The following is a 20,713-nucleotide window of genomic DNA, read 5'->3' as shown; positions in this document are numbered from 1 at the left end:
TGGAGAATCGTGAATCCGGCAAATGAATCGACCTCACCCAATTCGGATTACCCATGTCACTGACCAGCGGTCTGATCCCGATCACTCTGCAACTGGTGGCACTGGTCACGATCGTGGTCGCAATCGGTCGCGGACGATCCCAGGAGTGGATGCGGCGGTGGCTGCTCGCCGCAGTGCTCGTAGGTGTGGGTCTCGCCGCAGCAGCCCGGCTGTTCGTGAGGGACCAGGGCTGGTCCGCAGAGGCCATTTCGTTCGGTGCCGTGTTCTGGACGGCGATGTTCGGCTTCGCCGCGACGGTGTTGATCGCCGGTTGGTCCGGCAGCCCATGGTGGCGCCGGTCGATCTCTGTGCTCGCCGTGGTGATGGTGGTCGTCTGCGGCTTAGCGGCCCTCAACACGGCGACCGGCTATTTCCCGACAGTACGTGCAGCCTGGCTCCGGTTGACGCACTCGGAACCCGACCAATGGATCGATGAAGCCCAGCTTGCGGCACTTCAGCAAACAGGTGGGGTGCCAACCCGCGGCACCGTGGTGCGAGTGAACATCCCTGGGGATGCATCGGGTTTCGCGCACCGGACCGAGACCGTTTATCTACCACCCGCCTGGTTCTCCAGCAGCCCTCCCCCCAAACTGCCCGCGGTCATCATGATGGGCGGCGAGTTCAATCACCCGAACGACTGGTTGCAGTCGACCGATGCGCTGGAGACGTTGGACAGCTTTGCGGCACTACATCACGGCAACGCGCCGATCATCGTATTCCCGGACACCTCAGGGAAATTCAACAACGACACAGAGTGCGTCGACGGCCTACGCGGCAATGCCGCCGCCCATCTGACCAAAGATGTGGTGCCGTACATGATCTCCCGCTTCGGAGTCAGCCCGAAAGCCGAGAACTGGGGGCTGGCCGGCTGGTCCTCTGGCGCTACCTGCTCGCTGACCACCGCGGTTCGCAACCCCGAGATGTTCAGCGCCATCGTCTGGCTCGACGGGACCCTCGGCCCCAATGCGGGTACGAAAGACCAAACCGTCGCGAGGTTGTTCGGCGGCGACCAAGCAGCGTGGGAAGCCTTCGATCCCAGGACGATCATCACCCGGCACGGCCCGTACAAAGACATGGCTGCGTGGCTCGGTGTCGCGGAAGACACCCCGACCGTCCATCGCGACCCCAGCATGACGCCGCCCTCCGAGGAGACGATCGGCGACTGGGACACCTTCTCCGAGGAGCACGCCGCCAACGCGAACAAGCTGTGCGCCCTGCTGAGCGGTTACAACGTCGAATGCTCAGTGGTCGGATACAAAGGCACGCACAGCTTCGACTCTGCCGGGGCGGCGTTTGCCGCCGCCCTGCCGTGGCTTGCCAGCACACTCGGCACCCCTGGTGTGCGACAACGTACTCTGCCCGGCGCAGACGAAGAGTAACTGCCAGCTACTTCCACATCGCCTCAAGCGACGTCACCGATTGACCCAACGCCCGCGCGCTCAGCGCGCGCAACGCACGCCGTTCGACCACCTCGAAGCTTGCCCCGACATGTTCGTGCAAGGCCGCGCGGCCGGCGTCGAACTGGTCGTCGAGCAGCAGGTCGACGATTCCGAGGTGCTCGTCGATGGTGGCGATCACGCGTTCCTCGGTGACGAAGTCATACATCCGGATCAACCGGATCCGGCGGTTGATGTTGTCGAGGGTGGCGACCATCGCCAGGTTGCCGGACGCCGCGCACAGCTCGACGTGGAAAGACTCGTCGCGCAGCACCATGTCGCCGTCCGGCGGAGGTGGGCTGGCCTTCAGTTCTGACCACTCCGTGCGCAACGCCGTGAGCCGGTCCTTGTCGTAGTGCAGCTCGTCGGTTTCCAGGATCCGGCTGATGCCGCGTAGCTCGATGGTGATGCGCAGCTCGTAGAGATCGCGCACGCCCGGGATGTCCAGCGCGACCGGGTAGTACCCGTCGGGCCTGCGTTCGAGCATGCCGTCCGCATGCAGCCGGACCAGCGCCTCGCGCAGTGGCGTCCGGCTGACCTCCAGCGTCTCGCACAGCTGGGACTCGACCAGCCGGGTGCGATGGTCGATCTCACCGGCCATGAGTCTTTTGCCGAGGTCGAGGTAAACCCGGTCCCGCAGGGAGACCGGCTCGGCGACCCGCACCGTGGTCATCGCAGTTCCTTGAGCGCGGCCACCACATCGGAGCTGGTGGCATGTGCCCCGAAGACCCCACCCTGCATGGTGATCATGTTCAGCGCCGCAACGTGATTGGCGTAGTCGGTGGCCCCGGTGGCATCGGAGACGACCAGGCATTCGTAGCCGCGGTCGTTGGCGTCGCGCATCGTGGTGTGCACGCACACATCGGTGGTGATGCCGGTGAAGATGATGTGCGTGATGCCCCGGGTGCGCAGGACCAGGTCCAGATCGGTCGCGTAGAAGCTGCCCTTTCCCGGCTTGTCGATGACGGGTTCACCTGGCAGAGCAGCCATCTCGGGCACGAGTTCCCAACCCGGCTCACCGCGGGTGAGAATCCGTCCGCATGGGCCGGGCGAACCGATCTCGGCCCCGATCTGGGCCGAACGCCAGCGCTTGTTCGCCGGCAGGTCCGATAAATCGGGCCGGTGCCCTTCGCGGGTGTGAACGATGAACAGCCCGGCCGCGCGGGCCGCGGTGAGCACCTCCTGGGCGGGTCCGAGCGGGGCCCGCACCAGTGACAGGTCGTACCCCATGGTGTCGACGTAGCCGCCTTCGCCGCAGAAGTCGACCTGCCAGTCGACGTTGATCAATGCGGTGCGCCGGGCGGGGATGTCACCGTCGTACGGCCAGACGTAGGGGTTGGCCTCAATCGTGATCATGCGGTCTCTCCCACCAGGACGGGCTGCGCGGCGCGCACCGGCAGGTACGCCAGGGCGGTGAAGGCCAGGCCGCCCACCACCATCGCCACCACGGCGTCGGACAGCTGCGGCGCGTAGAAGTGCGTCAGCAGCGCTCCGCCGGCCCCGATTGCCCACGCCGCGAACGGTTTCCACGCCAGCGCAGCGGTGGCTCGACGGTGGGCGAACACCAGCTGATCGAGGATCAGCACGATGCCGATCGGGGGTACCAGCACGCCGAGGATGTTCAGCCACGTCGCGAAGTACGACCAGATGCCGGCGACGGCGGCTGCGGTACCGACGATGCCGAGCACGATGGTCAACTGGCGCATCGTCTTTCCGGTGATATTGCCGAAGCCCACGGCGCCGTTGTACAGGCAGTGCGCGCACACACTGCCCAGGTTGACGAAGACGAACACGATTGCCAACGGCACCAAGATTCCCCCGGCGCTGACCAGGACATGCAGGAAGTCGCCACCGGCCGTCCCCGGCGCGGCAGCGGCGCCGAGCGCGACCACGAGCGCGCCGGCCAGCTGTGCGATGAAGTAAGCGACCGGGAAGGCGGCGAACGCCGCCAGCGCACCCTCCTTGCCGTTGCGAGCCCACCGCGTGAAATCGGCCGTCATGGTGCCCGAGTCGGCGAAGCATGCGAAGACCATCGTCACGGCGACGCCGAAACTGAACGCGCTCGCACCGGCTCCACCGCCATAGGACAGTGCGGAACCGATGCCGCCGTCGGCCGCCGCCAACACCACGGCGACCACGCCGAGCGGGATGAACAGCGCCGACGCCACCACCCCGATCCACGAGATGGCCCGGATGCCGACGAAGGTCAGCGCTACGAACAGCACGCCGGCCAGCAGGGTGATCCACGGCGCGCTCCAGCCCATCGACAGATTGAGCGTCGAACCCACCATGCCGGTCTGGAAGGCGAACCAGCCGATCACCAGCGCGGACAGGAATGCCGAGACGATCCGGAAACCCTTGGCACCGAAGGTGTCCGCCGCGGTGAGCGCGAAGTTCTTGCCGGAGCGCCCGGCCAGGTAGCTCAGCGTGCCCACATAGCCCATCAGGATGAGGTCGCCGACGAGGATCGCGGCCATCCCGGTGACGAAGCCGAGGTTGTAGACGACGATGCCGGCGAATACCGCCGAGGTCATGATCATCGGGAACCCGACCCACACTGCCGACACCGCGAACAGCGACTTGCGGGCGGACTCCGGGACGGGCTGGTTCTCGTATTCCTCGCCGAGGGCGGATGGCGCTGTATCCATGGCTGTATACGGTGCGGTATACGGATTTCTCGGGCGTTTCGGCACATAAAGCTCCGGTTACGAGGTCCTCACCGGCCCCGGCGGTGAGGTTAACGGCACCGCAACACGACAAGTCGGTCCACGTAACAGAAACATCATCTACTGCCGGTGATCGGCCCGTCCGGGCCGCCACCCCCAGGAGATGTTGATGGATACAGGAACCACGGCATTCATGCTGTGTTGCATCATCGGCCTCACGCTGATGATCCCGGGTCTTGCCCTGTTCTACGGCGGCATGGTCTCGGTCAAGAGCTCGACGAACATGATGATGATGACGTTCGGCGCAGTCGCCCTGGTCGGTGTGCTGTGGGTGCTGTTCGGGTTCTCCATGGTGTTCGGTACGTCCTACGGCGGATTCGTCGGCAGCATCACCGAATTCGCCGGCATGAAAGACCTGATGGAGCCGATGACCACCGTCGCCGGGCTGCCGATCAGTTTGTTCTCCATATTCCAGGCCCTGTTCGCGGCCATCACCGTGGCACTGATCTCGGGCGCGGTCGCCGACCGGATGAAGTTCGGCGCCTGGATGATCTTCGCCGCCGTCTGGGCTGTGCTGGTGTACTTCCCCGTCGCGCACTGGGTGTTCGCCTTCGACGGCGTGGTCACCGAAAACTCGGTCGGCGGCTGGATCGCCAACAAACTGCACGCCATCGACTTCGCCGGCGGCACCGCGGTGCACATCAATGCCGGAGCCGCCGCCCTGGCCGTCGCCATCGTGCTGGGCAAGTCGGCCATGTTCGGCCAGCTGCGCAAGCCGCACAACGTTCCACTGACCCTGCTGGGCGCCGGCATGCTGTGGGCCGGCTGGTACGCCTTCAACGGCGGGTCCGCCCTGGCCGCAGGCAATTCCGCGGCCATCGTCATGGTCACCACGTTCGTCGCCACCTGCGCGGCGGTGCTGGCCTGGCTGGCAGTCGAGAAGTACAAGACCGGCCACGTCACCGGTGTGGGCGCGGCGTCGGGCGCGATCACCGGGCTGGTCGCCATCACTCCGGCCTGCGGTGCGGTCACGCCGATCGGCGCGATCTTCGTCGGTGGCATCGCCGGGGCGATCTGCGTCTACGCTGTGGGCTTCAAGGAGAAGCTCGGCTATGACGACTCACTCGACGTGGTCGGCGTGCACCTCGTCGGCGGCGTGGTCGGCACCCTGCTCGTCGGCTTCTTCGCCAGCGAAAGCATGCCGAATGCCACCAACGGCCTGTTCTACGGCGGCGGCATCGACCAGTTGTGGCGCCAGGCCGTCGCAGCCGGGGCGGTGATGCTCTACTCCTTCGCCGTGGCATTCGCCATCGCGTACGTGCTCAAGAAGACCATGGGCATCCGCATCTCCGCCGAGGAAGAGGAGAAGGGTATCGACACCACGTTCCACCGGGATTCGGCCTACGAGCTCGAATTCGCCTGATCTGAACCATGATTCCCCGGCCCGGCTGCCGAGGTCCGCTCACTCGGCAGCCGGTGACCGGGGTTTCCTCGACTTGCCGAAGTTTCCTACCGTGATACCTTGATTCTCAATAAGAGACGAAAGTGCTGGTGCTATGCCCTCCGATCTCGCCACCCTCGCCGAACAATCCGGCACCAAGTTCATCCTTGCGCTGTTCGTGGATCTGCGCGGAAAGCCCTGCGCCAAGCTGGTTCCCGTTGAATCGGTCGAGCTCCTGGCCACCGACGGCGTCGGTTTCGCCGGCTACGCCGTCGGTGCCATGGGCCAGGAACCCAAGGACCCCGACTTGATCGCGATGCCCGATCCGGCCTCCTTCACCCCCATCCCGTTCATCAAGGAGGGCCTGGCCCTGGTGCACTGCGACCCCCACGTCGGTGGCACACCGTGGCCCTATGCGCCTCGGGTCATCCTCAAGGGCCTGATCCAGCGTGCCGCCGACTCCGGGTTCGAAGCCTGGGTGGGCGCCGAGGTCGAGTACTTCCTGTTGCGGCGCACCGCCGATGGCGTTCTCGCCACCGCCGACGCGGCCGACACCGCGGCCCAACCCTGTTACGACGCGCGCGGCGTCACCCGCATGTACGAGCACCTCACGGCGATCTCGACGGCGATGAACACCCTCGGCTGGTCCAACTACGCCAACGATCACGAGGACGGCAATGGGCAGTTCGAGCAGAACTTCGAGTTCTCCGACGCGTTGACCACCGCCGACCGGGTGATCACCCTGCGCTACCTGCTGTCGATGATCGCCGCCGAACGCGACATGGTGGCCACCTTCATGCCCAAGCCGTTCCGCGACCGCACCGGCAGCGGCCTGCACCTGCACCTGTCGCTGACCAGCGCCGGGACGCCGGTGTTTCCCGGCGATGCCGATGAGCGAGGCCTCGGACTGTCCGAAACCGCGTACGCGTTCATCGGCGGCATCCTCGACCACGCCTGTGCGCTGCAGTCCGTCGTCGCCCCAACCGTCAACTCCTACAAGCGAACCGGTGCTACCTCGACCGCGTCGGGCGCGTCGTGGGCACCGCGCAAACCCAGCTACGGCGGCAACGACCGCACCCACTACATCCGGGTGCCCGACAGTCAACGTATCGAGTTGCGCGGCGGCGACGGCTCGGCCAATCCGTATCTGGCGATCGCCGCGGCCGTTGGCGCCGGGCTCGACGGCGTCAAACGCAGCCTCGATCCGGGAGCGGTGGGCGCCCAGGGACCGGCGGCGCTGCCACCCACCCTGCTGCACGCGATCGAATCGCTGGAGACCGATCCGATCGTCACCGGCGTGCTCGACGTGGCCGGCGACGGTGTCGCCTCCTACTTCGCCGACGTCAAACGCGAGGAGTTCTTCGCCTACCACGGCACCGTCACGCCGTGGGAGATCGACCACTACCTGACGGCGTTCTAGAAGGGAGACAACACATGTGCGGGATCGTGGGTCTACACCTGCGCACACCTGAGCTGTACCCGCGCCTTGGCGAACTACTCGCCGCGATGTTGGGCGAGATGTCCGACCGCGGCGCCGACTCGGCGGGCATCGCGGTTTACGGAGACCCGGAATGGTCACCATACGGGCAGGGCTGTGTGTCGGTGACCGATGTCCCTGGCAGGCCCGACCTGGGCCCGGATATCGATGTGGTGCAAGTCGATTCGACCTACCTGCTGTCGGCCGACATGGAATCCGAGGAACTGCTGGACCTGGTGCGGGCGGCCTACCCCACCGCGCTGATCTCCGGGTTCGGTCCCGATCTGGCAGTCCTCAAAGGGGTGGGCCACCCCCGCGCCCTGACCGAGGCGTGGGGCCTATCCAAAGCCCAGGGGTGGCAAGGTGTCGGACATACCCGAATGGCCACCGAATCGGCGGTGACGCCGTCGGGCTGCCACCCCTACACCGTCGGCCCCGGACAGTGCCTGGTACACAACGGATCTTTCGCCAACCACGCCACCATCCGCCGCGAACTACGCCGAGCCGGGGTGGAGTTCGACAGCGAGAACGACACCGAGGTGGGCGCCCGGTTCGTGGCCGAACAACTGGCTGCCGGCCGTGACGTGGCCACGGCACTCAAGGAACTGTGCGCGACGTTTGACGGCTTCTACACCCTGCTGGTCTCCGATCACGACTCGTTCGCGGTGGTGCGCGACGCCATCGCCTGCAAGCCCGCGGTGATCGCCGAAACCGCCGACTGGGTGGCGATGGCCAGCGAGTACCGCGCCCTGGCTGGGCTACCCGGGGTCGAGCAGGCACGTATTTGGGAACCGGAGCCGGAGGTGGTCTACGCATGGACCAGATAGCAGCCACGCTCGTTGGATTCGACCTGCGCACAACACCGTTGCGTGAGGTCAACGCCGCGCTGCACCAGCCGGATATCGAAGGCGACCACGTCATCGCCCACCCCGACGGCGCGCACAACGTGGCCGTCGGCCTCAACACCCCGGTGCGGGTCACCATCGAGGGCCACGTCGGCTACTACGCCGCCGGGATGAACCAGCTCGCCGAGGTGACCATCAACGGCAACGCCGGGACCGGGGTGGCCGAGAACATGATGAGCGGCACGGTGCGCGTCACAGGCAATGCCTCGCAGTCCGCGGGCGCGACCGCACACGGCGGGCTGCTGATCATCGAGGGGGACGCCGCCGCGCGCTGCGGCATCTCGATGAAGGGCGTGGACATCGTGGTCGGCGGCAGCATCGGCCACATGAGCGCGTTCATGGCGCAGGCCGGGCGGCTCGTGGTGCGCGGCGACGCCGGCGAGGCGCTGGGCGATTCGATCTACGAGGCGCGCATCTACGTGCGCGGCGAAGTGGCCTCACTCGGTGCGGACTGCGTCGCCAAGCCGATGCGTCCCGAACACCATGCCGAACTCGCGGAGTTGTTGGCGGCCAGTGGCTTCAGCGACGACGACACCGCGGCCTATACCCGCTACGGCTCGGCCCGGAACCTCTACCACTTCCACGTCGACAATGCGAGTGCCTACTGATGCGTGAATCCGCCACTTTCAATCGATCCACGATCGCAGACATCCAACGCGCCGCCGAGACCGGCATCTACGACATCCGCGGCTGGGGCGCCAAACGCCGCCTGCCCCACTTCGACGATCTGCTGTTCCTTGGCGCATCCATGTCGCGCTACCCCTTGGAAGGCTACCGGGAACGCTGCGGCACTGACGTGGTGCTCGGCAACCGGCACGCTAAACACCCACTGCACCTGGATATCCCGGTCACCATCGCGGGCATGAGCTTCGGCGCGCTGTCCGGGCCGGCCAAGGAGGCCCTGGGCCGCGGGGCCAGCGAAGCGGGCACCTCGACCACCACCGGCGACGGCGGGATGACGCCCGAGGAGCGGGGGCAGAGCAAGCACCTGGTGTACCAGTACCTGCCCTCGCGGTACGGGATGAACCCCGACGACCTGCGCAAGGCCGACGCCATCGAGGTGGTGCTCGGCCAGGGTGCGAAACCCGGTGGCGGTGGAATGCTGTTGGGGCAGAAGATCTCCCCGCGGGTGGCGCAGATGCGCACCTTGCCCGAGGGTATCGACCAGCGCAGCGCGTGCCGGCACCCGGACTGGACCGGGCCCGACGACCTGACCATCAAGATCAACGAGCTGCGGGAGATCACCGACTGGGAGAAGCCGATCTACGTCAAGGTCGGGGCCACCCGCACCTACTACGACGTGAAGCTCGCCGTGCACGCCGGCGCCGACGTGGTGGTGGTCGACGGGATGCAGGGCGGCACGGCCGCCACCCAGGAGGTATTCATCGAACACGTCGGCATCCCGACCCTGGCTGCGGTGCCCCAAGCCGTACAGGCATTGCAGGAGCTGGGGGTTCACAGACAGGTCCAATTGATCGTGAGCGGCGGTATCCGCACCGGCGCCGATGTCGCCAAGGCACTCGCGCTCGGTGCCGATGCCGTCGCGATCGGCACTGCCGCGCTGATCGCACTGGGCGACAACCATCCCCGCTACGCCGCAGAGTACGAGAAGCTCGGTAGCGCAGCCGGTTTCTACGACGACTTCCAGGACGGCCGCGATCCGGCCGGTATCACCACCCAGGACCCCGACCTGGCGGCGCGCTTCGACCCCATCGAAGGCGGGCGACGGCTGGCCAATTATTTGCGGGTGCTGACCATGGAGGCCCAGACGATCGCCCGGGCCTGCGGCAAGGCCCACGTCTGCCACCTGGAGCCCGAGGACCTGGTGGCGGTGACCATCGAGGCGGCTGCGATGGCCCGGGTTCCGCTGGCCGGTACGAACTGGATTCCGGGCCAGTGAGCACCACCGCGGATGTCGTCATCGTCGGCGGCGGGCTGGAGGGCACGGCGGTGGCCTGGGCGCTCAGCCAGCGCGACGTCACCGATGTGACTGTCCTGGAACGCAATACCGTCGGCTCCGGGATGACCGGGAAATCCAGCGGCATCGTGCGCTGCCACTACGGAGTCAGCTCCCTGGCCGCGATGGCCACAGTCGGCCTGGAAGTGTTCGAGAAAGCCGAGCAGTACTTCGGCACCGACATCGGGTTCCGGCAGACCGGCTATGTCGTCGGCGTCGGTGAACCGAACGTCGACAACCTGCGCAAGAGCCTGGCCGCCCAACGCGAGGTCGGCGTGCAGACCGAGGAGATCGACGCCACCGACGTGGCAAAGCTGTGGCCGTGGGCCGACCTGGAACCGTTCGCGGCCTTCGGCTGGGAGCCGCGCGGCGGCCACGGCGACGCCTACCAGACCGCGCAGGCCTTCGCGGTGACGGCCAGGGCAGCCGGGGTCCGAATCCACCAGGGCACCAACGTGACCGGGCTGACGCTCGACGGGGCCCGGGTCATCGGGGTCGAACTGGCCGACGGCACCCGCATCTCGGCAGGCACCGTCGTCGTCACCACCGGGGTGTGGACCCGACCGTTCTTGGCGCCCTACGGCGTCGACGTACCGATCCGGGTGCACCGCGAGCAGATCGTGACGATCAAACCCGGGGTGCGGACCGGGCCGGTACCGGTCTTCTCCGACCTGGTATCGCTGCAGTACATCCGGCCAGAACCCAACGGAGAGTTGCTGTTCGGAAATTCCGATCTGACCGAGCTGGAGCTCGCCGACCCCGACGACTACCTGAACCGAGCCACCGACGGCTTCATCGACCTCACCGTCGACAAGGTGGGCACCCGGTTTCCCGGATTCGACGACGCGGCGATCACCGGCAGCTACGCCGGCTGCTACGACGTCACACCGGACTGGAACCCGATCATCTCTCCGACCGGTATCGACGGGCTGATCGTGGCAGCCGGATTCAGCGGGCACGGCTTCAAGATCGCACCGGCGGTCGGCAAGCTGGTCGCCGACCTGGTGACCGAGGGGCACAGCTGCGACCCGCGGATACCCGAGTCGGATTTCCGGCTCGCCCGGTTCGCAGAGGACAATCTGCTCACCAGCCGGTACCCGTACGTCGGTGCCGGGGAGATGCGATAGGTCAGGAGTGCCGTGAGCGACCAGCCTCTGCTGCGTAATTCCGGCACGGCCCGCGAACGCGATCCGCACAAACCGGTCGAAGCACTGGAGTTCGAGGCCGCGATCGGGCGCAACGTGCGTCAACTGCGGCAGCAGCGCGGGCTCACCGTCGCCGACATGGCGTCCCGGGTCGGCATCTCCAAAGCGATGCTGTCCAAGATCGAGAACGCCCAGACCTCATGCAGCCTGTCCACCCTGGCGCTGTTGGCCAAGGGCCTCGACGTTCCGGTGACCAGCCTGTTCCGCGGGGCCGACGTCGAACGCCCGGCCGCCTTCGTCAAGGCGGGCACCGGCCCGGAGATCGTGCGCAACGGCACCAAGCAGGGTCACGAGTACCAACTGCTGAGCTCGCTGCGCGGGGAGCACAAGCGCCTGGAATGCCTGCACGTCACCTTGACCGAGACGAGTCAGACCTACCCGCTGTTCCAGCACCCCGGTACCGAGTTCCTCTACATGCTCGAAGGGATCATGGACTACAGCCACAGCCGCTCGGTCTACCGGCTGCATCCCGGCGACTCGCTACAGATCGACGGGGAAGGCGCGCACGGACCGGTCGACCTGATCGAACTGCCGATCCGGTTCCTTTCGGTGATCGCCTTCCCCGATTCCCAGGTGTGAGCCGACACCCGCCGCAGTTCGCGGGCCCCTGACCGCCGACTGACCCCGGAGTGTCGGGAGTTGGCACACAACGACGAGGGTGTCACTGTGGAGGGATGCGCCACCGTGTTCGTCGAGCGGTCCGCGACGCCTCCCCCTGCCTCGCCGTGATCGTTCGGATGGCGTTGACCAGCGCGGTCGCCGTCGCGCCCAGCCTGGTCGGCCTGGTCCAGGAGCACCGGGTACGGACGCTGGCCGCGGTCCGGGCGTTGCCCGACCTCGCCGGCCAGCCCTTGGCGGCAACGCCGACGGCGCGTCCAATTGCCGCGACACCGACTACGACGGGATCACCGCCACCCCCGGAGGTTCGGGCACCGGGCGCCGTGCACATCCCGGCGATCGCACTGGCGGCCTACCGGAACGCGGACGCCGCGATGGCACAGAGCCAACCCGATTGCGGTGTGACCTGGAACCTGCTCGCCGGGATCGGGTACGTCGAGTCCACGCATGCGTTCGGCGGCGCCGCCGACGAGCGCGGTGACCCGGTCCGTCCCATCTATGGCCCCGCCCTCGACGGCTCATTGCCGGGCAACGAGATCATCGTTGCCGGCAGCTTCGGCGGCGGCACGACCTACGCCCGCGCGCTGGGGCCCATGCAGTTCCTGCCGAGCACGTGGCTGCTGCACGGCGCCGACGGTGACGGTGACGGTCAGGCCGATCCGCACAACCTGTTCGATGCCACCCTGGCTGCGGCCGGCTACCTCTGCAGCGAGGGCGCGAAACTGCGCGACGAGGCGCAGCTGGTCGCCGCGGTGCTTCGCTACAACCACTCCATGGCCTACGTCGCCCACGTGCTGGGCTGGGCGCGGGCCTACGCCACCGGTGTGGCTCCGGTGAACCTGCCGCCGCTCACCGCGCCGCGCCCGCCGAACGTCGCCGTTCGCGCGGTCGACAGCCCCGCAGCATCAACCGGCGGGTCGGCTGAAAGCGACACCGCCACGCCGGACAAGGCTGTGCGTCGAGACGACGGTGACACCCGGTCGGCGACAACCCGGCCGGGATCTTCGACGACGCGCACGGGCTCCACCAACACGAGGACGAGCACGAGCACGACGAGCGGGTCCCGGCACAGCACCGGCACACCCAAGGTCAAGTTCGGCAACGGCCGTTCGGGCGGGGCCCGCTGACGCGATGGCATAGCAGCCCGGCCGGCAACTACTGGCCATAAACGATCAGGTGGCGCTGCGGGCCGTGATGGTTGTGCCAGCCGGGCTTCATGCCCGGTGCCGGGGTGGCGTAGGTATCCGGGCTGAACTGGTTACCCGGGCCGTGGGGCTCCTGCGCGGCGGCAGTGCCCGCCAGGCCGAGCGCGACGGCGCCGAACACACCCGCGGACAGGATGGGCAGTGCCAGAACCTTGGTGAACTTGGTCATGATCGTGAATCCTTTTGCCTCAGTTTGCTTTTCGTATGTGACTGCGACTTGTTGAGCCACTGAGACAAGGATGCGATCCAGACGGTTTCCGGTCTGTCCGGCGATCAGGCGATGAGCCTGGTGAAGATTTGTTCCCCCGATCGGAGGAAGCCCACGTCAGCCGCTGGTTTTGGCCTGGGATTGACGCGGAGTACAGTTGAGCGCGTGCAGCGGGTGCTCCTTCTCGGACGCCGCGACGGGGTCTGACCAGACCGGCTTCCCGTCGCGGGTTTTTGCGATGCGCCGGTCGAGTCCCCCACTCAAACTCCCGGAGCAAGAATCATGACCACCCCCGACATGTCTGTAGATGCCTTCAGTTCGGTCCGCGAGATCAGAACGCCGGCCGGCTCGCCCAACCCCGGACAACCGGTCTGGAACACCCAGCGCGGCTCATCGATGCCGGTCAGTCGCTACCGCAGCTTCGCCGAAGAGGTTCCCGGCGGCAGCCCGGCCTTCGGCACCGGCGTCCCGTTCGACCGCACCTGGCCCGACCGCGTCATCGACAAGGCACCGATGTGGTGTGCAGTCGACCTGCGCGACGGTAACCAGGCCCTGATCGATCCCATGAGCCCGGCGCGCAAGCGCCGCATGTTCGACCTGCTGGTCCGGATGGGTTACAAGGAGATCGAGGTCGGCTTCCCCTCGGCCAGCCAGACCGACTACGACTTCGTCCGCGAGATCATCACCGACGGCGCCATCCCCGACGACGTCACCATCCAGGTGCTGACGCAATGCCGGCCCGAGCTGATCGAGCGCACCTTCGAGGCCTGCGCCGGAGCTCCGCAGGCCATCGTGCACTTCTACAACTCGACGTCGATCCTGCAGCGCCGCGTGGTGTTCCGCGCCGACCGCGACGCCGTGAAGAAGATCGCCACCGACGGCGCCCAGATGTGTGTCGAGGAGGCCAAGAAGTATCCGCAGACGCGGTGGCGCTTCGAGTACTCCCCCGAGTCCTACACGGGCACCGAGCTGGAGTACGCCGTCGACGTCTGCAACGCCGTCGCGGACATCGTCAAGCCCACGCCCGAGTGGCCGTTGATCGTCAACCTGCCTGCCACCGTCGAGATGGCCACCCCGAACGTCTACGCCGATTCGATCGAGTGGATGAGCCGGCACCTGACCCCGCGCGACTCGATCATCCTGAGCCTGCACCCACACAACGACCGCGGAACCGGTGTCGCCGCAGCCGAATTGGGCTACCAGGCCGGCGCCGACCGCATCGAGGGCTGCCTGTTCGGCAACGGCGAGCGCACCGGCAACGTCTGCCTGGTGACCCTGGGCCTGAACATGTTCAGCCGCGGCGTCGACCCGCAGATCGACTTCTCCAACATCGACGAGATCCGCCGCACGGTCGAGTACTGCAACCAGCTGCCCGTACACGAGCGTCATCCCTATGGCGGCGACCTGGTCTACACCGCCTTCTCCGGCAGCCACCAGGACGCCATCAACAAGGGCCTGGACCAGATGAAGTTCGATGCCGACGCCGCCGACAGGGATATGGACGACATCCTGTGGCAGGTGCCGTATCTGCCGATCGACCCCAAGGACGTCGGCCGGACGTATGAGGCCGTGATCCGGGTGAACTCGCAGTCCGGCAAGGGCGGCGTGGCCTACATCATGAAGGCCGACCACGGGTTGGTGCTGCCGCGGCGGCTGCAGATGGAGTTCTCCAAGGCCATCCAGCAAATCACCGACGGTGAGGGCGGCGAGGTGTCACCCAAGGAGATCTGGGACGCGTTCTCCGAGGAATACCTGGCCCCGATCAGCCCACTGGAACGCATCCGGCAGAAGGTCGTGGCCTCCGAGGTCGATGGCGGCACCGACACCATCACCGCGATCGTGAAGATCGACGGTGCCGAACGCGAGATCATCGGCGCCGGTAACGGCCCGCTGGCGGCGTTCGTCGACGCGCTGGGCGCAATCGGCTACGACATCAATGTGCTCGACTACTCCGAGCACGCCATGTCCTCGGGTGAAGAAGCCCAGGCCGCGGCCTATGTCGAGGCGTCGATCGGCGGTCGGACCGTGTGGGGCGTCGGGATCGCCACTTCGATCACAACTGCATCACTTCGCGCAGTCGTGTCTGCCGTCAACCGCGCCGCGCGTGGTTAGCTGACGTCGGCGTAGATCACTGCGCCTGACGTCGACTACAAGGAGCAACCCATGGACTGGGGTCCGACTTGGGATTTCCTGTGGCACTTCCTGATCATCTTCGCCTGGATCGCCTACCTGCTGGTCCTGTTCCAGATCCTCACGGACCTGTTCTGGCGCGATCACAAGACCTCCGGCTGGATCAAGGCCGTGTGGGTGGTGTTCCTGATCCTGCTGCCGTGGCTCACCGCGCTGGTGTATCTGATCGCCAGGGGCCAGGGCATGTCCGAGCGTGCCCAGGCGGCGGCGCTGGACGCCAAGAAAGAGACCGACGACTACATCCGTCAGGCTGCGGGCCGGTCTCCGGCACAGGAAATCGCCGATGCCAAGGCGCTGCTGGATGCCGGCACGATCAGCCAGGCTGAGTTCGACGGGCTGAAGGCCAAGGCGCTGGGCTGAGCCACCACAAGTTGGCTATGGGTCTCGGAGCTGTCCCCGTGCGGACCAGAGAACATCGATTGGGACAGCGGCGAGGCGGTCGCCCAATGGCTGAGCTTGTGGCCCGGTGTGGAGGATAAGGCCGCCGACAAAACGAGTACCGACTTTGTCGCGGAGTTTCGTGATCCAGCGGGTGTCCCTGCCGCGAAGCGTTGCTGCCGATTTGATTTCGATAGCGGCAATGAGGCCGTCTGCCGTCTCCAAAATGAGGTCCACTTCGGCCCCGTCTCGATCGCGGTAGTGAAACAACCGCGGTGCCTGTTCAGCCCATCCGAGTTGTCGTCGGAGTTCTGTGATAACGAACGTTTCGATGATCGCTCCCGCCGCGTCAGGATTGGCGTTGGGTCCGGCTCCGGTGGGCGACACGTTGACGAGACGAGCGGCCAACCCGGAGTCGAGGAGGAGAACTTTCGGCCGATCGACAACGCGCTTAGAAAGATTCGTCGACCACGCGGGGACGCGGCCAATCAGATACAGGGTCTCGAGGAGGGCGAGGTACGGCGGCAGTGTACGTACGGGGATTTCAGCGTCAGCAGCTACGGAGCTCAGGTTGAGCTCGGATGCGCTGCGTGCGGCAAGGAGCCGGATCAGCCGCGGCAGGTCGGCGATGCGTTGGAGATTGGAGACATCCTTCGCGTCACGTTTGACGATGCGGTCGACGTAGTTATCCAGCCATGCATTTCGGCGCCTGGCTGACTCTCGGCTGACGGCCTCGGGGTAGCTGCCAGTGCAGGCGCGGGCGAGATAGTCGCTACGCGTCAGACTACTTTCGTGACCGAGGAATAGTTCGCCGGCGAGCAAGCGGTCGATGAAGGTTTCAGTGGCGCCTTCGAGTTCACCTTGACTGAATCCGAAGAGCTCCAGGCTTTCCGCCCTACCAGCCAGGCTGTCTTCGGTCGCTGGGAGTTGCAAAAGATTGGCCGACCCGGTGAGCAGATACTGCCCTGGCCGATGGGTTGAATCAACGGTGCTCTTGAGCGCAAGAATCAATTCTGGAGCCCGTTGCACCTCGTCGATCGTGAGTAGCCCATCGGGGAACTGGCGGACGAAACTGAGGGGATCGGCAGCCGCAGCTGTTCGGGTCACGTCATCGTCGAGCGTGACCAGCCGACCGCCGCGGCGACGCGTAATCTCGGCAGCGAGGGTTGACTTGCCGACCTGGCGCGCGCCCTGAACGACCACGATCCGTGTGTCAGACAGTGCCTCCTCAACCCTCGGAAGCAGGTTTCTAGCGATGCTAGACCGCGGGTTCACTTAGAAACCATATCAATCACTCGCCGATTCGCGGTGTGCGTTTCGCCGATTCGCGGTCTCTATGTCGCCGATTCACCGAGTCGGGATCAGAACAGCGTGTACTGATCGCTTTCGGCGGGGATGTCGATGAACTCCTCGATGTTGGCCCCGCCGACGACATGGCCCAGCAGCCCCATGAACGTCTCGTCATCGAGCAGCGGCACCCCGAGTTCCAGGGCTTGGTAACCCTTGCCCTGGTCGGGTGCGGGCTCGTTGCAGAGCACCAGTGAGGTCTGCTGATCCACCAGATCGGTATAGCCCAGCCCGGCGTGCAGAATGCGCTCGATGAGCTCCTCGTGGGTGCGGGCCACCTCCGCCGACAGCGCCACCCGCATGCCCTGCACGAGCGGCCTGCCCGGCACGTAGATGCCCGGATTGGCGTATTCACACGGCAGCCGCGAGGCCAGAACCTTCAGCGGCCGTAACTCGTCATGGGTGACATGGCCATTGGGCCAGCGGCGCCGGCTCACCTCCCGCAGCGGCAGCCAGACCTTGCGGTCACGGGCCCGGGCCAAAGTGGGTTTGAGGATCTGTGCCAGCACCAACGCGTCGTCGAGGGCGTCGTGGGGCTTCATCTGGCTCACACCCCAGTGCGCGGCCAGCGTCTCCAGTCGCAGATTCTCGGTGCCCAGCGCCAGCCGGCGGGCCAGCTCAACGGTGCACATCACACTGTCGACCGGCAGTTCGGCGCCGACCAACTCCGCCTCGGCGGCCAGGAAGCTGTAGTCGAAACCCACGTTGTGGGCCACCAGGGTGCGCCCCCGCAGGACGTCACTCACGTCGTCGACCACGTCGCCGAAGGTCGGCTGGCCCTCCAGCATCTCGGCCGTCAGCCCGTGCACATGGGTGGGCCCGGGATCGACCCCCGGGTTGAGCAAGGTGGCCACACTGCGCTCCACATTGCCGTCGTCCCCGACGGCGAGGGCGGCGACGCTGACGATGCGTGCCTGCCCGGGCCGGAACCCCGTGGTTTCCACGTCGACGACGGCCCAGCCCGTGCCCGGCTCTTCGGCCGGCCTGCCCCACGCGCTGCTCATATTCGCCAGGATGGCACGCGAGCCCGACAACCTCAGGCGGCGCGGCAGCGTGTCGTGCCCTTAAAATCGCCGGAATGCTGACCCTTCGAGGGCGTGCCGCACTGGCCGCCGGATCAACCGCGCGCTGGGCGTCGCGGGTCACCGGGCGCGGCGCCGGCGCGATGATCGGCGGCCTGGTGGCAATGACGCTGGACCGCTCGATCCTGCGCCAGCTGGGCCAGGACCGCCGCAGCGTCGTCGTGACCGGCACGAACGGCAAATCGACCACCACCCGGATGACCGCGGCGGCACTGGCCACGCTCGGTCCGGTGGCCAGCAACTCCGAGGGCGCCAACATGGACGCCGGCCTGGTGGCGGCGCTGGCCTCTGCGCGCGAGGCCACGCTGGCCGCCCTGGAAGTCGACGAGATGCACGTGCCGCACGTGTCGGATGCGGTGAACCCGTCGGTGATCGTCCTGCTCAACCTGTCCCGCGACCAGCTGGATCGGGTCGGTGAGATCAACCACATCGAACGCACCCTGCGAGCCGGGCTGGCCCGGCACCCTGACGCGGTGGTCGTGGCCAACTGTGACGACGTACTGATGACGTCGGCCGCCTACGACAGCCCCCATGTGGTGTGGGTAGCCGCCGGCGGCGGCTGGGCGGGCGACTCGGTGAGCTGCCCGCGTTCCGGCGAGATCATCGAGCGCGACGGCGGAGGAAGCCCGGGCTGGCATTCCACCGGTGCAGATTTCAAACGTCCCAGCCCGCAGTGGTGGTTCGACGACACCCACATCTACGGCCCGGACGGCCTCTCGCTGCCGATGACGCTGTCGCTGCCGGGCGCCGTCAACCGCGGCAACGCCACCCAGGCGGTCGCCGCCGCCGTCGCGCTGGGCGCCGACCCGGCCGCCGCGGTGGCCGCCGTCTCCAGGGTCGACGAGGTCGCCGGTCGCTACCGTACGGTTCAGATCGGCTCGCACACCGCGCGGATCCTGCTGGCCAAGAACCCGGCCGGGTGGCAGGAGGCCCTGTCGATGGTGGACAAGCACGGTGCGGGGGTGGTCATCTCGGTCAACGGGCAGGTGCCCGACGGAGAAGACCTGTCCTGGTTGTGGGACGTGAGCTTCGAGCACTTCGCCGATGAGCCGCTCGCGCGAAGAGAAACAGGCTCCGACACTGTCGTCGTCGCCGCCGGCGAGCGCGGGACTGATCTGGCGGTACGGCTCGGCTACGCCGGCGTCGAACATTCCCTGGTGCACGACACCGTCGCCGCGATCGAGAGCTGCCCGCCCGGGCACGTCGAGGTGATCGCCAACTACACGGCCTTCCTGCAACTGAATCGGCGGATCTCATGAGTGGCGCGCACGCGAGGAGCAAAAGGACCCCGGTGCAGATCGGGCTGGTACTGCCCGACGTGATGGGAACTTACGGCGACAGCGGCAACGCCGTGGTGCTGCAGCAGCGCTTGCGGTTGCGCGGTATCGACGCCGAGATCGTGGAGATCACCCTGGCCGACCCGGTGCCCGACTCGCTGGACCTGTACACCCTCGGCGGCGCCGAGGACTACGCGCAACGGCTGGCCACCAAACACCTCATCCGGTATCCCGGTCTGCAACAAGCGGTTTCACGGGGGGCACCGGTGCTCGCGATCTGTGCGGCGATCCAGGTGCTCGGCCACTGGTACGAGACCTCGGCCGGTGAGCGAGTGGAAGGCGTCGGGCTGCTCGACGCCACGACCTCACCACAGCAGGCCCGCACCATCGGCGAGGTCGCCTCCAGACCCTTGATCGATGGGCTTTCGCAGCCGCTCACCGGTTTCGAAAACCACCGTGGCGGAACGGTTCTGGGACCGGATGCCACTCCGCTGGCCGCGGTCACCAAAGGCGCGGGCAACCGCATGGGCGACGGCTACGACGGCGCGGTGCAAGGCAGCGTGGTGGCCACCTACCTACACGGCCCGTGCCTGGCCCGCAATCCCGAACTGGCCGACCATCTGCTCTCACAGGTGGTGGGTGAACTGCCGCCGCTGGAGCTGCGGGAGGTCGAGCTGCTGCGCCGCGAACGGCTGGCCGCGCCGCGCCGGGTGTAATTTTCGCCGAAACGGTATTCCAGCATGCCGTTACTCGAACATTTCCTGCTGGAATACCGTTTCGGCGGGAGTCGGGCGGAGTTCGGCGGGAGTCAGGCGGCGAAAGGGTCCGCGGCCCCGGCGATACGGGCCGCAGCATCTTCGAGAACCGGCTCACCATGGCCGAAACCGGCACGCTGCGCACCCGTGTTGGCAAGCTTTGCCACCGAGTCCGCGAGTTCGCTCCGGTTGGTGTTGAAGACACCGACGATCACCTGGCCGTTGAACTCCGCAACCACGTCGCCGGTGAGCACCGCGTCCGCCGTCGGGAGATACAGCGCGATGCCGCCCGGGGTGTGGCCGGGCACGCCGATCACCCGGGCGCCCCCGGCGAAATCGAGCACATCGCCGTCACCGACCACCCGGTCCACCGCACACGGCGGCCCGTTGGGCGGCTCCACTAGGTGTAATTCCCACACAGGTTGTGAACGCGTAGGCGTTCGATGGGTGTCTTGCCGCCGATGCCGGTGTGGGGTCGGTGGTGATTGTAGTGATGCAGCCAGTCCGGGTAGGTCGCTGCACGGGCC

The 20,713-nt window shown here is 66.8% G+C and carries 20 protein-coding genes and 1 pseudogene; 13 read left to right on the top strand and 8 right to left on the bottom strand.

Annotated features, from left to right (window positions below):
- The first annotated feature begins 53 nt into the window (after nucleotides 1-53).
- Nucleotides 54-1,418: an alpha/beta hydrolase gene (locus BKG60_RS13840; RefSeq protein ID WP_070947128.1), complete on the top strand. Its 1,365-nt coding sequence runs from the start codon at nucleotides 54-56 to the stop codon at nucleotides 1,416-1,418.
- A 7-nt stretch (nucleotides 1,419-1,425) separates the two neighbouring features.
- Here BKG60_RS13840 and BKG60_RS13835 read toward each other — a convergent pair whose 3' ends face one another.
- From BKG60_RS13835 to BKG60_RS13825, 3 genes are read right to left on the bottom strand one after another with little or no spacing between them, the layout of a single operon-like run.
- A complete protein-coding gene (locus BKG60_RS13835; RefSeq protein WP_070947127.1) occupies nucleotides 1,426-2,148 on the bottom strand; it encodes a GntR family transcriptional regulator in 723 nt (240 codons plus the stop codon).
- Nucleotides 2,145-2,831 carry a biuret amidohydrolase gene (gene biuH, locus BKG60_RS13830; RefSeq protein WP_120764917.1) on the bottom strand — a complete coding sequence of 229 codons (687 nt, stop codon included), beginning with the start codon at nucleotides 2,829-2,831 and terminating at the stop codon, nucleotides 2,145-2,147. The genes BKG60_RS13835 and biuH overlap by 4 nt, the downstream gene beginning before the upstream one ends.
- Nucleotides 2,828-4,123, bottom strand: coding sequence for a cytosine permease (locus BKG60_RS13825; protein WP_070947126.1), 1,296 nt, complete (start codon nucleotides 4,121-4,123; stop codon nucleotides 2,828-2,830). Before BKG60_RS13825 ends, biuH begins: the two co-directional genes overlap by 4 nt.
- 187 nt (nucleotides 4,124-4,310) lie before the next feature.
- On the opposite strand from BKG60_RS13825, the gene BKG60_RS13820 reads away from it, so the two are divergent.
- The 8 genes from BKG60_RS13820 (at nucleotide 4,311) to BKG60_RS13785 (ending at nucleotide 12,871) form a co-directional block, all read left to right on the top strand.
- Nucleotides 4,311-5,564 (top strand): ammonium transporter, encoded by a 1,254-nt coding sequence (locus BKG60_RS13820; protein WP_070947135.1) that lies wholly within the window; start codon nucleotides 4,311-4,313, stop codon nucleotides 5,562-5,564.
- Nucleotides 5,565-5,697: 133 nt separating this feature from the next.
- Nucleotides 5,698-7,002: a type III glutamate--ammonia ligase gene (glnT, locus tag BKG60_RS13815; protein WP_075909695.1), complete on the top strand. Its 1,305-nt coding sequence runs from the start codon at nucleotides 5,698-5,700 to the stop codon at nucleotides 7,000-7,002.
- Between the two features lie 14 nt (nucleotides 7,003-7,016).
- The gene (locus BKG60_RS13810) at nucleotides 7,017-7,886 is read left to right on the top strand and encodes a class II glutamine amidotransferase domain-containing protein (RefSeq protein ID WP_070947124.1); all 870 of its coding nucleotides are present in this window, start codon (nucleotides 7,017-7,019) and stop codon (nucleotides 7,884-7,886) included.
- Nucleotides 7,874-8,572 carry a GltB/FmdC/FwdC-like GXGXG domain-containing protein gene (locus BKG60_RS13805; protein ID WP_070947123.1) on the top strand — a complete coding sequence of 233 codons (699 nt, stop codon included), beginning with the start codon at nucleotides 7,874-7,876 and terminating at the stop codon, nucleotides 8,570-8,572. The genes BKG60_RS13810 and BKG60_RS13805 overlap by 13 nt, the downstream gene beginning before the upstream one ends.
- On the top strand, nucleotides 8,572-9,864 hold the full coding sequence (locus BKG60_RS13800) for an FMN-binding glutamate synthase family protein (RefSeq protein WP_070947122.1): 1,293 nt from the start codon (nucleotides 8,572-8,574) through the stop codon (nucleotides 9,862-9,864). The genes BKG60_RS13805 and BKG60_RS13800 overlap by 1 nt, the downstream gene beginning before the upstream one ends.
- The gene (locus tag BKG60_RS13795) at nucleotides 9,861-11,048 is read left to right on the top strand and encodes an NAD(P)/FAD-dependent oxidoreductase (protein WP_070947121.1); all 1,188 of its coding nucleotides are present in this window, start codon (nucleotides 9,861-9,863) and stop codon (nucleotides 11,046-11,048) included. The genes BKG60_RS13800 and BKG60_RS13795 overlap by 4 nt, the downstream gene beginning before the upstream one ends.
- Before the next feature lie 12 nt (nucleotides 11,049-11,060).
- The gene (locus tag BKG60_RS13790; protein ID WP_075909694.1) at nucleotides 11,061-11,705 is read left to right on the top strand and encodes a helix-turn-helix domain-containing protein; all 645 of its coding nucleotides are present in this window, start codon (nucleotides 11,061-11,063) and stop codon (nucleotides 11,703-11,705) included.
- 95 nt (nucleotides 11,706-11,800) lie between these two features.
- Entirely contained in the window at nucleotides 11,801-12,871 is a 1,071-nt protein-coding gene (locus BKG60_RS13785; protein ID WP_239253212.1) for a lytic transglycosylase domain-containing protein, read from the top strand.
- A 28-nt stretch (nucleotides 12,872-12,899) separates the two neighbouring features.
- On the opposite strand, the gene BKG60_RS13780 is transcribed toward BKG60_RS13785, so the two are convergent.
- A complete protein-coding gene (locus BKG60_RS13780; RefSeq protein WP_070947134.1) occupies nucleotides 12,900-13,118 on the bottom strand; it encodes a hypothetical protein in 219 nt (72 codons plus the stop codon).
- A 321-nt stretch (nucleotides 13,119-13,439) separates the two neighbouring features.
- Between BKG60_RS13780 and leuA the strand changes: the two genes are divergently transcribed.
- Complete coding sequence (gene leuA / locus BKG60_RS13775) at nucleotides 13,440-15,269, top strand: 2-isopropylmalate synthase (protein ID WP_070947118.1); 1,830 nt, start codon at nucleotides 13,440-13,442, stop codon at nucleotides 15,267-15,269.
- 51 nt (nucleotides 15,270-15,320) lie between these two features.
- Entirely contained in the window at nucleotides 15,321-15,707 is a 387-nt protein-coding gene (locus BKG60_RS13770) for an SHOCT domain-containing protein (RefSeq protein WP_070186455.1), read from the top strand.
- 15 nt (nucleotides 15,708-15,722) lie between these two features.
- Here BKG60_RS13770 and BKG60_RS13765 read toward each other — a convergent pair whose 3' ends face one another.
- Both BKG60_RS13765 and BKG60_RS13760 read right to left on the bottom strand, forming a co-directional pair.
- Entirely contained in the window at nucleotides 15,723-16,928 is a 1,206-nt protein-coding gene (locus BKG60_RS13765; protein WP_234998293.1) for an ATP-binding protein, read from the bottom strand.
- A 158-nt stretch (nucleotides 16,929-17,086) separates the two neighbouring features.
- Complete coding sequence (locus tag BKG60_RS13760) at nucleotides 17,087-18,076, bottom strand: DEDDh family exonuclease (protein WP_070186456.1); 990 nt, start codon at nucleotides 18,074-18,076, stop codon at nucleotides 17,087-17,089.
- Between the two features lie 74 nt (nucleotides 18,077-18,150).
- Here BKG60_RS13760 and BKG60_RS13755 point away from each other — a divergent pair, with 74 nt between their 5' ends.
- Together BKG60_RS13755 and BKG60_RS13750 are read left to right on the top strand one after the other, a co-directional pair.
- On the top strand, nucleotides 18,151-19,413 hold the full coding sequence (locus BKG60_RS13755) for a Mur ligase family protein (protein ID WP_070186457.1): 1,263 nt from the start codon (nucleotides 18,151-18,153) through the stop codon (nucleotides 19,411-19,413).
- Nucleotides 19,410-20,147 carry a type 1 glutamine amidotransferase gene (locus BKG60_RS13750; protein WP_070947117.1) on the top strand — a complete coding sequence of 246 codons (738 nt, stop codon included), beginning with the start codon at nucleotides 19,410-19,412 and terminating at the stop codon, nucleotides 20,145-20,147. The genes BKG60_RS13755 and BKG60_RS13750 overlap by 4 nt, the downstream gene beginning before the upstream one ends.
- A 92-nt stretch (nucleotides 20,148-20,239) precedes the next feature.
- Here the strand turns inward: BKG60_RS13750 and BKG60_RS13745 are convergent.
- Both BKG60_RS13745 and BKG60_RS13740 read right to left on the bottom strand, forming a co-directional pair.
- Nucleotides 20,240-20,590 (bottom strand): annotated as a pseudogene (locus tag BKG60_RS13745) (MBL fold metallo-hydrolase); the annotation flags it as partial.
- On the bottom strand, nucleotides 20,587-20,713 hold a 127-nt coding region (locus BKG60_RS13740; protein ID WP_165617847.1), incomplete at its 5' end, for an integrase core domain-containing protein. The gene BKG60_RS13740 and the pseudogene BKG60_RS13745, both read right to left, overlap by 4 nt.

Origin of the sequence: Mycobacterium syngnathidarum (genome assembly GCF_001942625.1) — a bacterium.
In the GTDB taxonomy this organism is placed as follows: Bacteria; Actinomycetota; Actinomycetes; order Mycobacteriales; family Mycobacteriaceae; genus Mycobacterium; species Mycobacterium syngnathidarum.
Note: the sequence above shows the minus strand (reverse complement) of the source record. Positions and strands in the feature narration are given on the sequence as shown.

Excerpts from the sequence above, each read along its gene's own strand:
- BKG60_RS13810 (WP_070947124.1), top strand. The coding sequence starts at position 7,017 with ATGTGCGGGATCGTGGGTCTACACCTGCGCACACCTGAGCTGTACCCG.
- BKG60_RS13805 (WP_070947123.1), top strand. The coding sequence starts at position 7,874 with ATGGACCAGATAGCAGCCACGCTCGTTGGATTCGACCTGCGCACAACA.
- BKG60_RS13820 (WP_070947135.1), top strand. The coding sequence starts at position 4,311 with ATGGATACAGGAACCACGGCATTCATGCTGTGTTGCATCATCGGCCTC.
- BKG60_RS13770 (WP_070186455.1), top strand. The coding sequence starts at position 15,321 with ATGGACTGGGGTCCGACTTGGGATTTCCTGTGGCACTTCCTGATCATC.
- BKG60_RS13835 (WP_070947127.1), bottom strand. The coding sequence starts at position 2,148 with ATGACCACGGTGCGGGTCGCCGAGCCGGTCTCCCTGCGGGACCGGGTT.
- BKG60_RS13785 (WP_239253212.1), top strand. The coding sequence starts at position 11,801 with ATGCGCCACCGTGTTCGTCGAGCGGTCCGCGACGCCTCCCCCTGCCTC.
- BKG60_RS13800 (WP_070947122.1), top strand. The coding sequence starts at position 8,572 with ATGCGTGAATCCGCCACTTTCAATCGATCCACGATCGCAGACATCCAA.
- BKG60_RS13825 (WP_070947126.1), bottom strand. The coding sequence starts at position 4,123 with ATGGATACAGCGCCATCCGCCCTCGGCGAGGAATACGAGAACCAGCCC.
- BKG60_RS13750 (WP_070947117.1), top strand. The coding sequence starts at position 19,410 with ATGAGTGGCGCGCACGCGAGGAGCAAAAGGACCCCGGTGCAGATCGGG.
- BKG60_RS13755 (WP_070186457.1), top strand. The coding sequence starts at position 18,151 with ATGCTGACCCTTCGAGGGCGTGCCGCACTGGCCGCCGGATCAACCGCG.
- BKG60_RS13840 (WP_070947128.1), top strand. The coding sequence starts at position 54 with ATGTCACTGACCAGCGGTCTGATCCCGATCACTCTGCAACTGGTGGCA.
- BKG60_RS13760 (WP_070186456.1), bottom strand. The coding sequence starts at position 18,076 with ATGAGCAGCGCGTGGGGCAGGCCGGCCGAAGAGCCGGGCACGGGCTGG.
- glnT (WP_075909695.1), top strand. The coding sequence starts at position 5,698 with ATGCCCTCCGATCTCGCCACCCTCGCCGAACAATCCGGCACCAAGTTC.
- BKG60_RS13780 (WP_070947134.1), bottom strand. The coding sequence starts at position 13,118 with ATGACCAAGTTCACCAAGGTTCTGGCACTGCCCATCCTGTCCGCGGGT.
- biuH (WP_120764917.1), bottom strand. The coding sequence starts at position 2,831 with ATGATCACGATTGAGGCCAACCCCTACGTCTGGCCGTACGACGGTGAC.
- leuA (WP_070947118.1), top strand. The coding sequence starts at position 13,440 with ATGACCACCCCCGACATGTCTGTAGATGCCTTCAGTTCGGTCCGCGAG.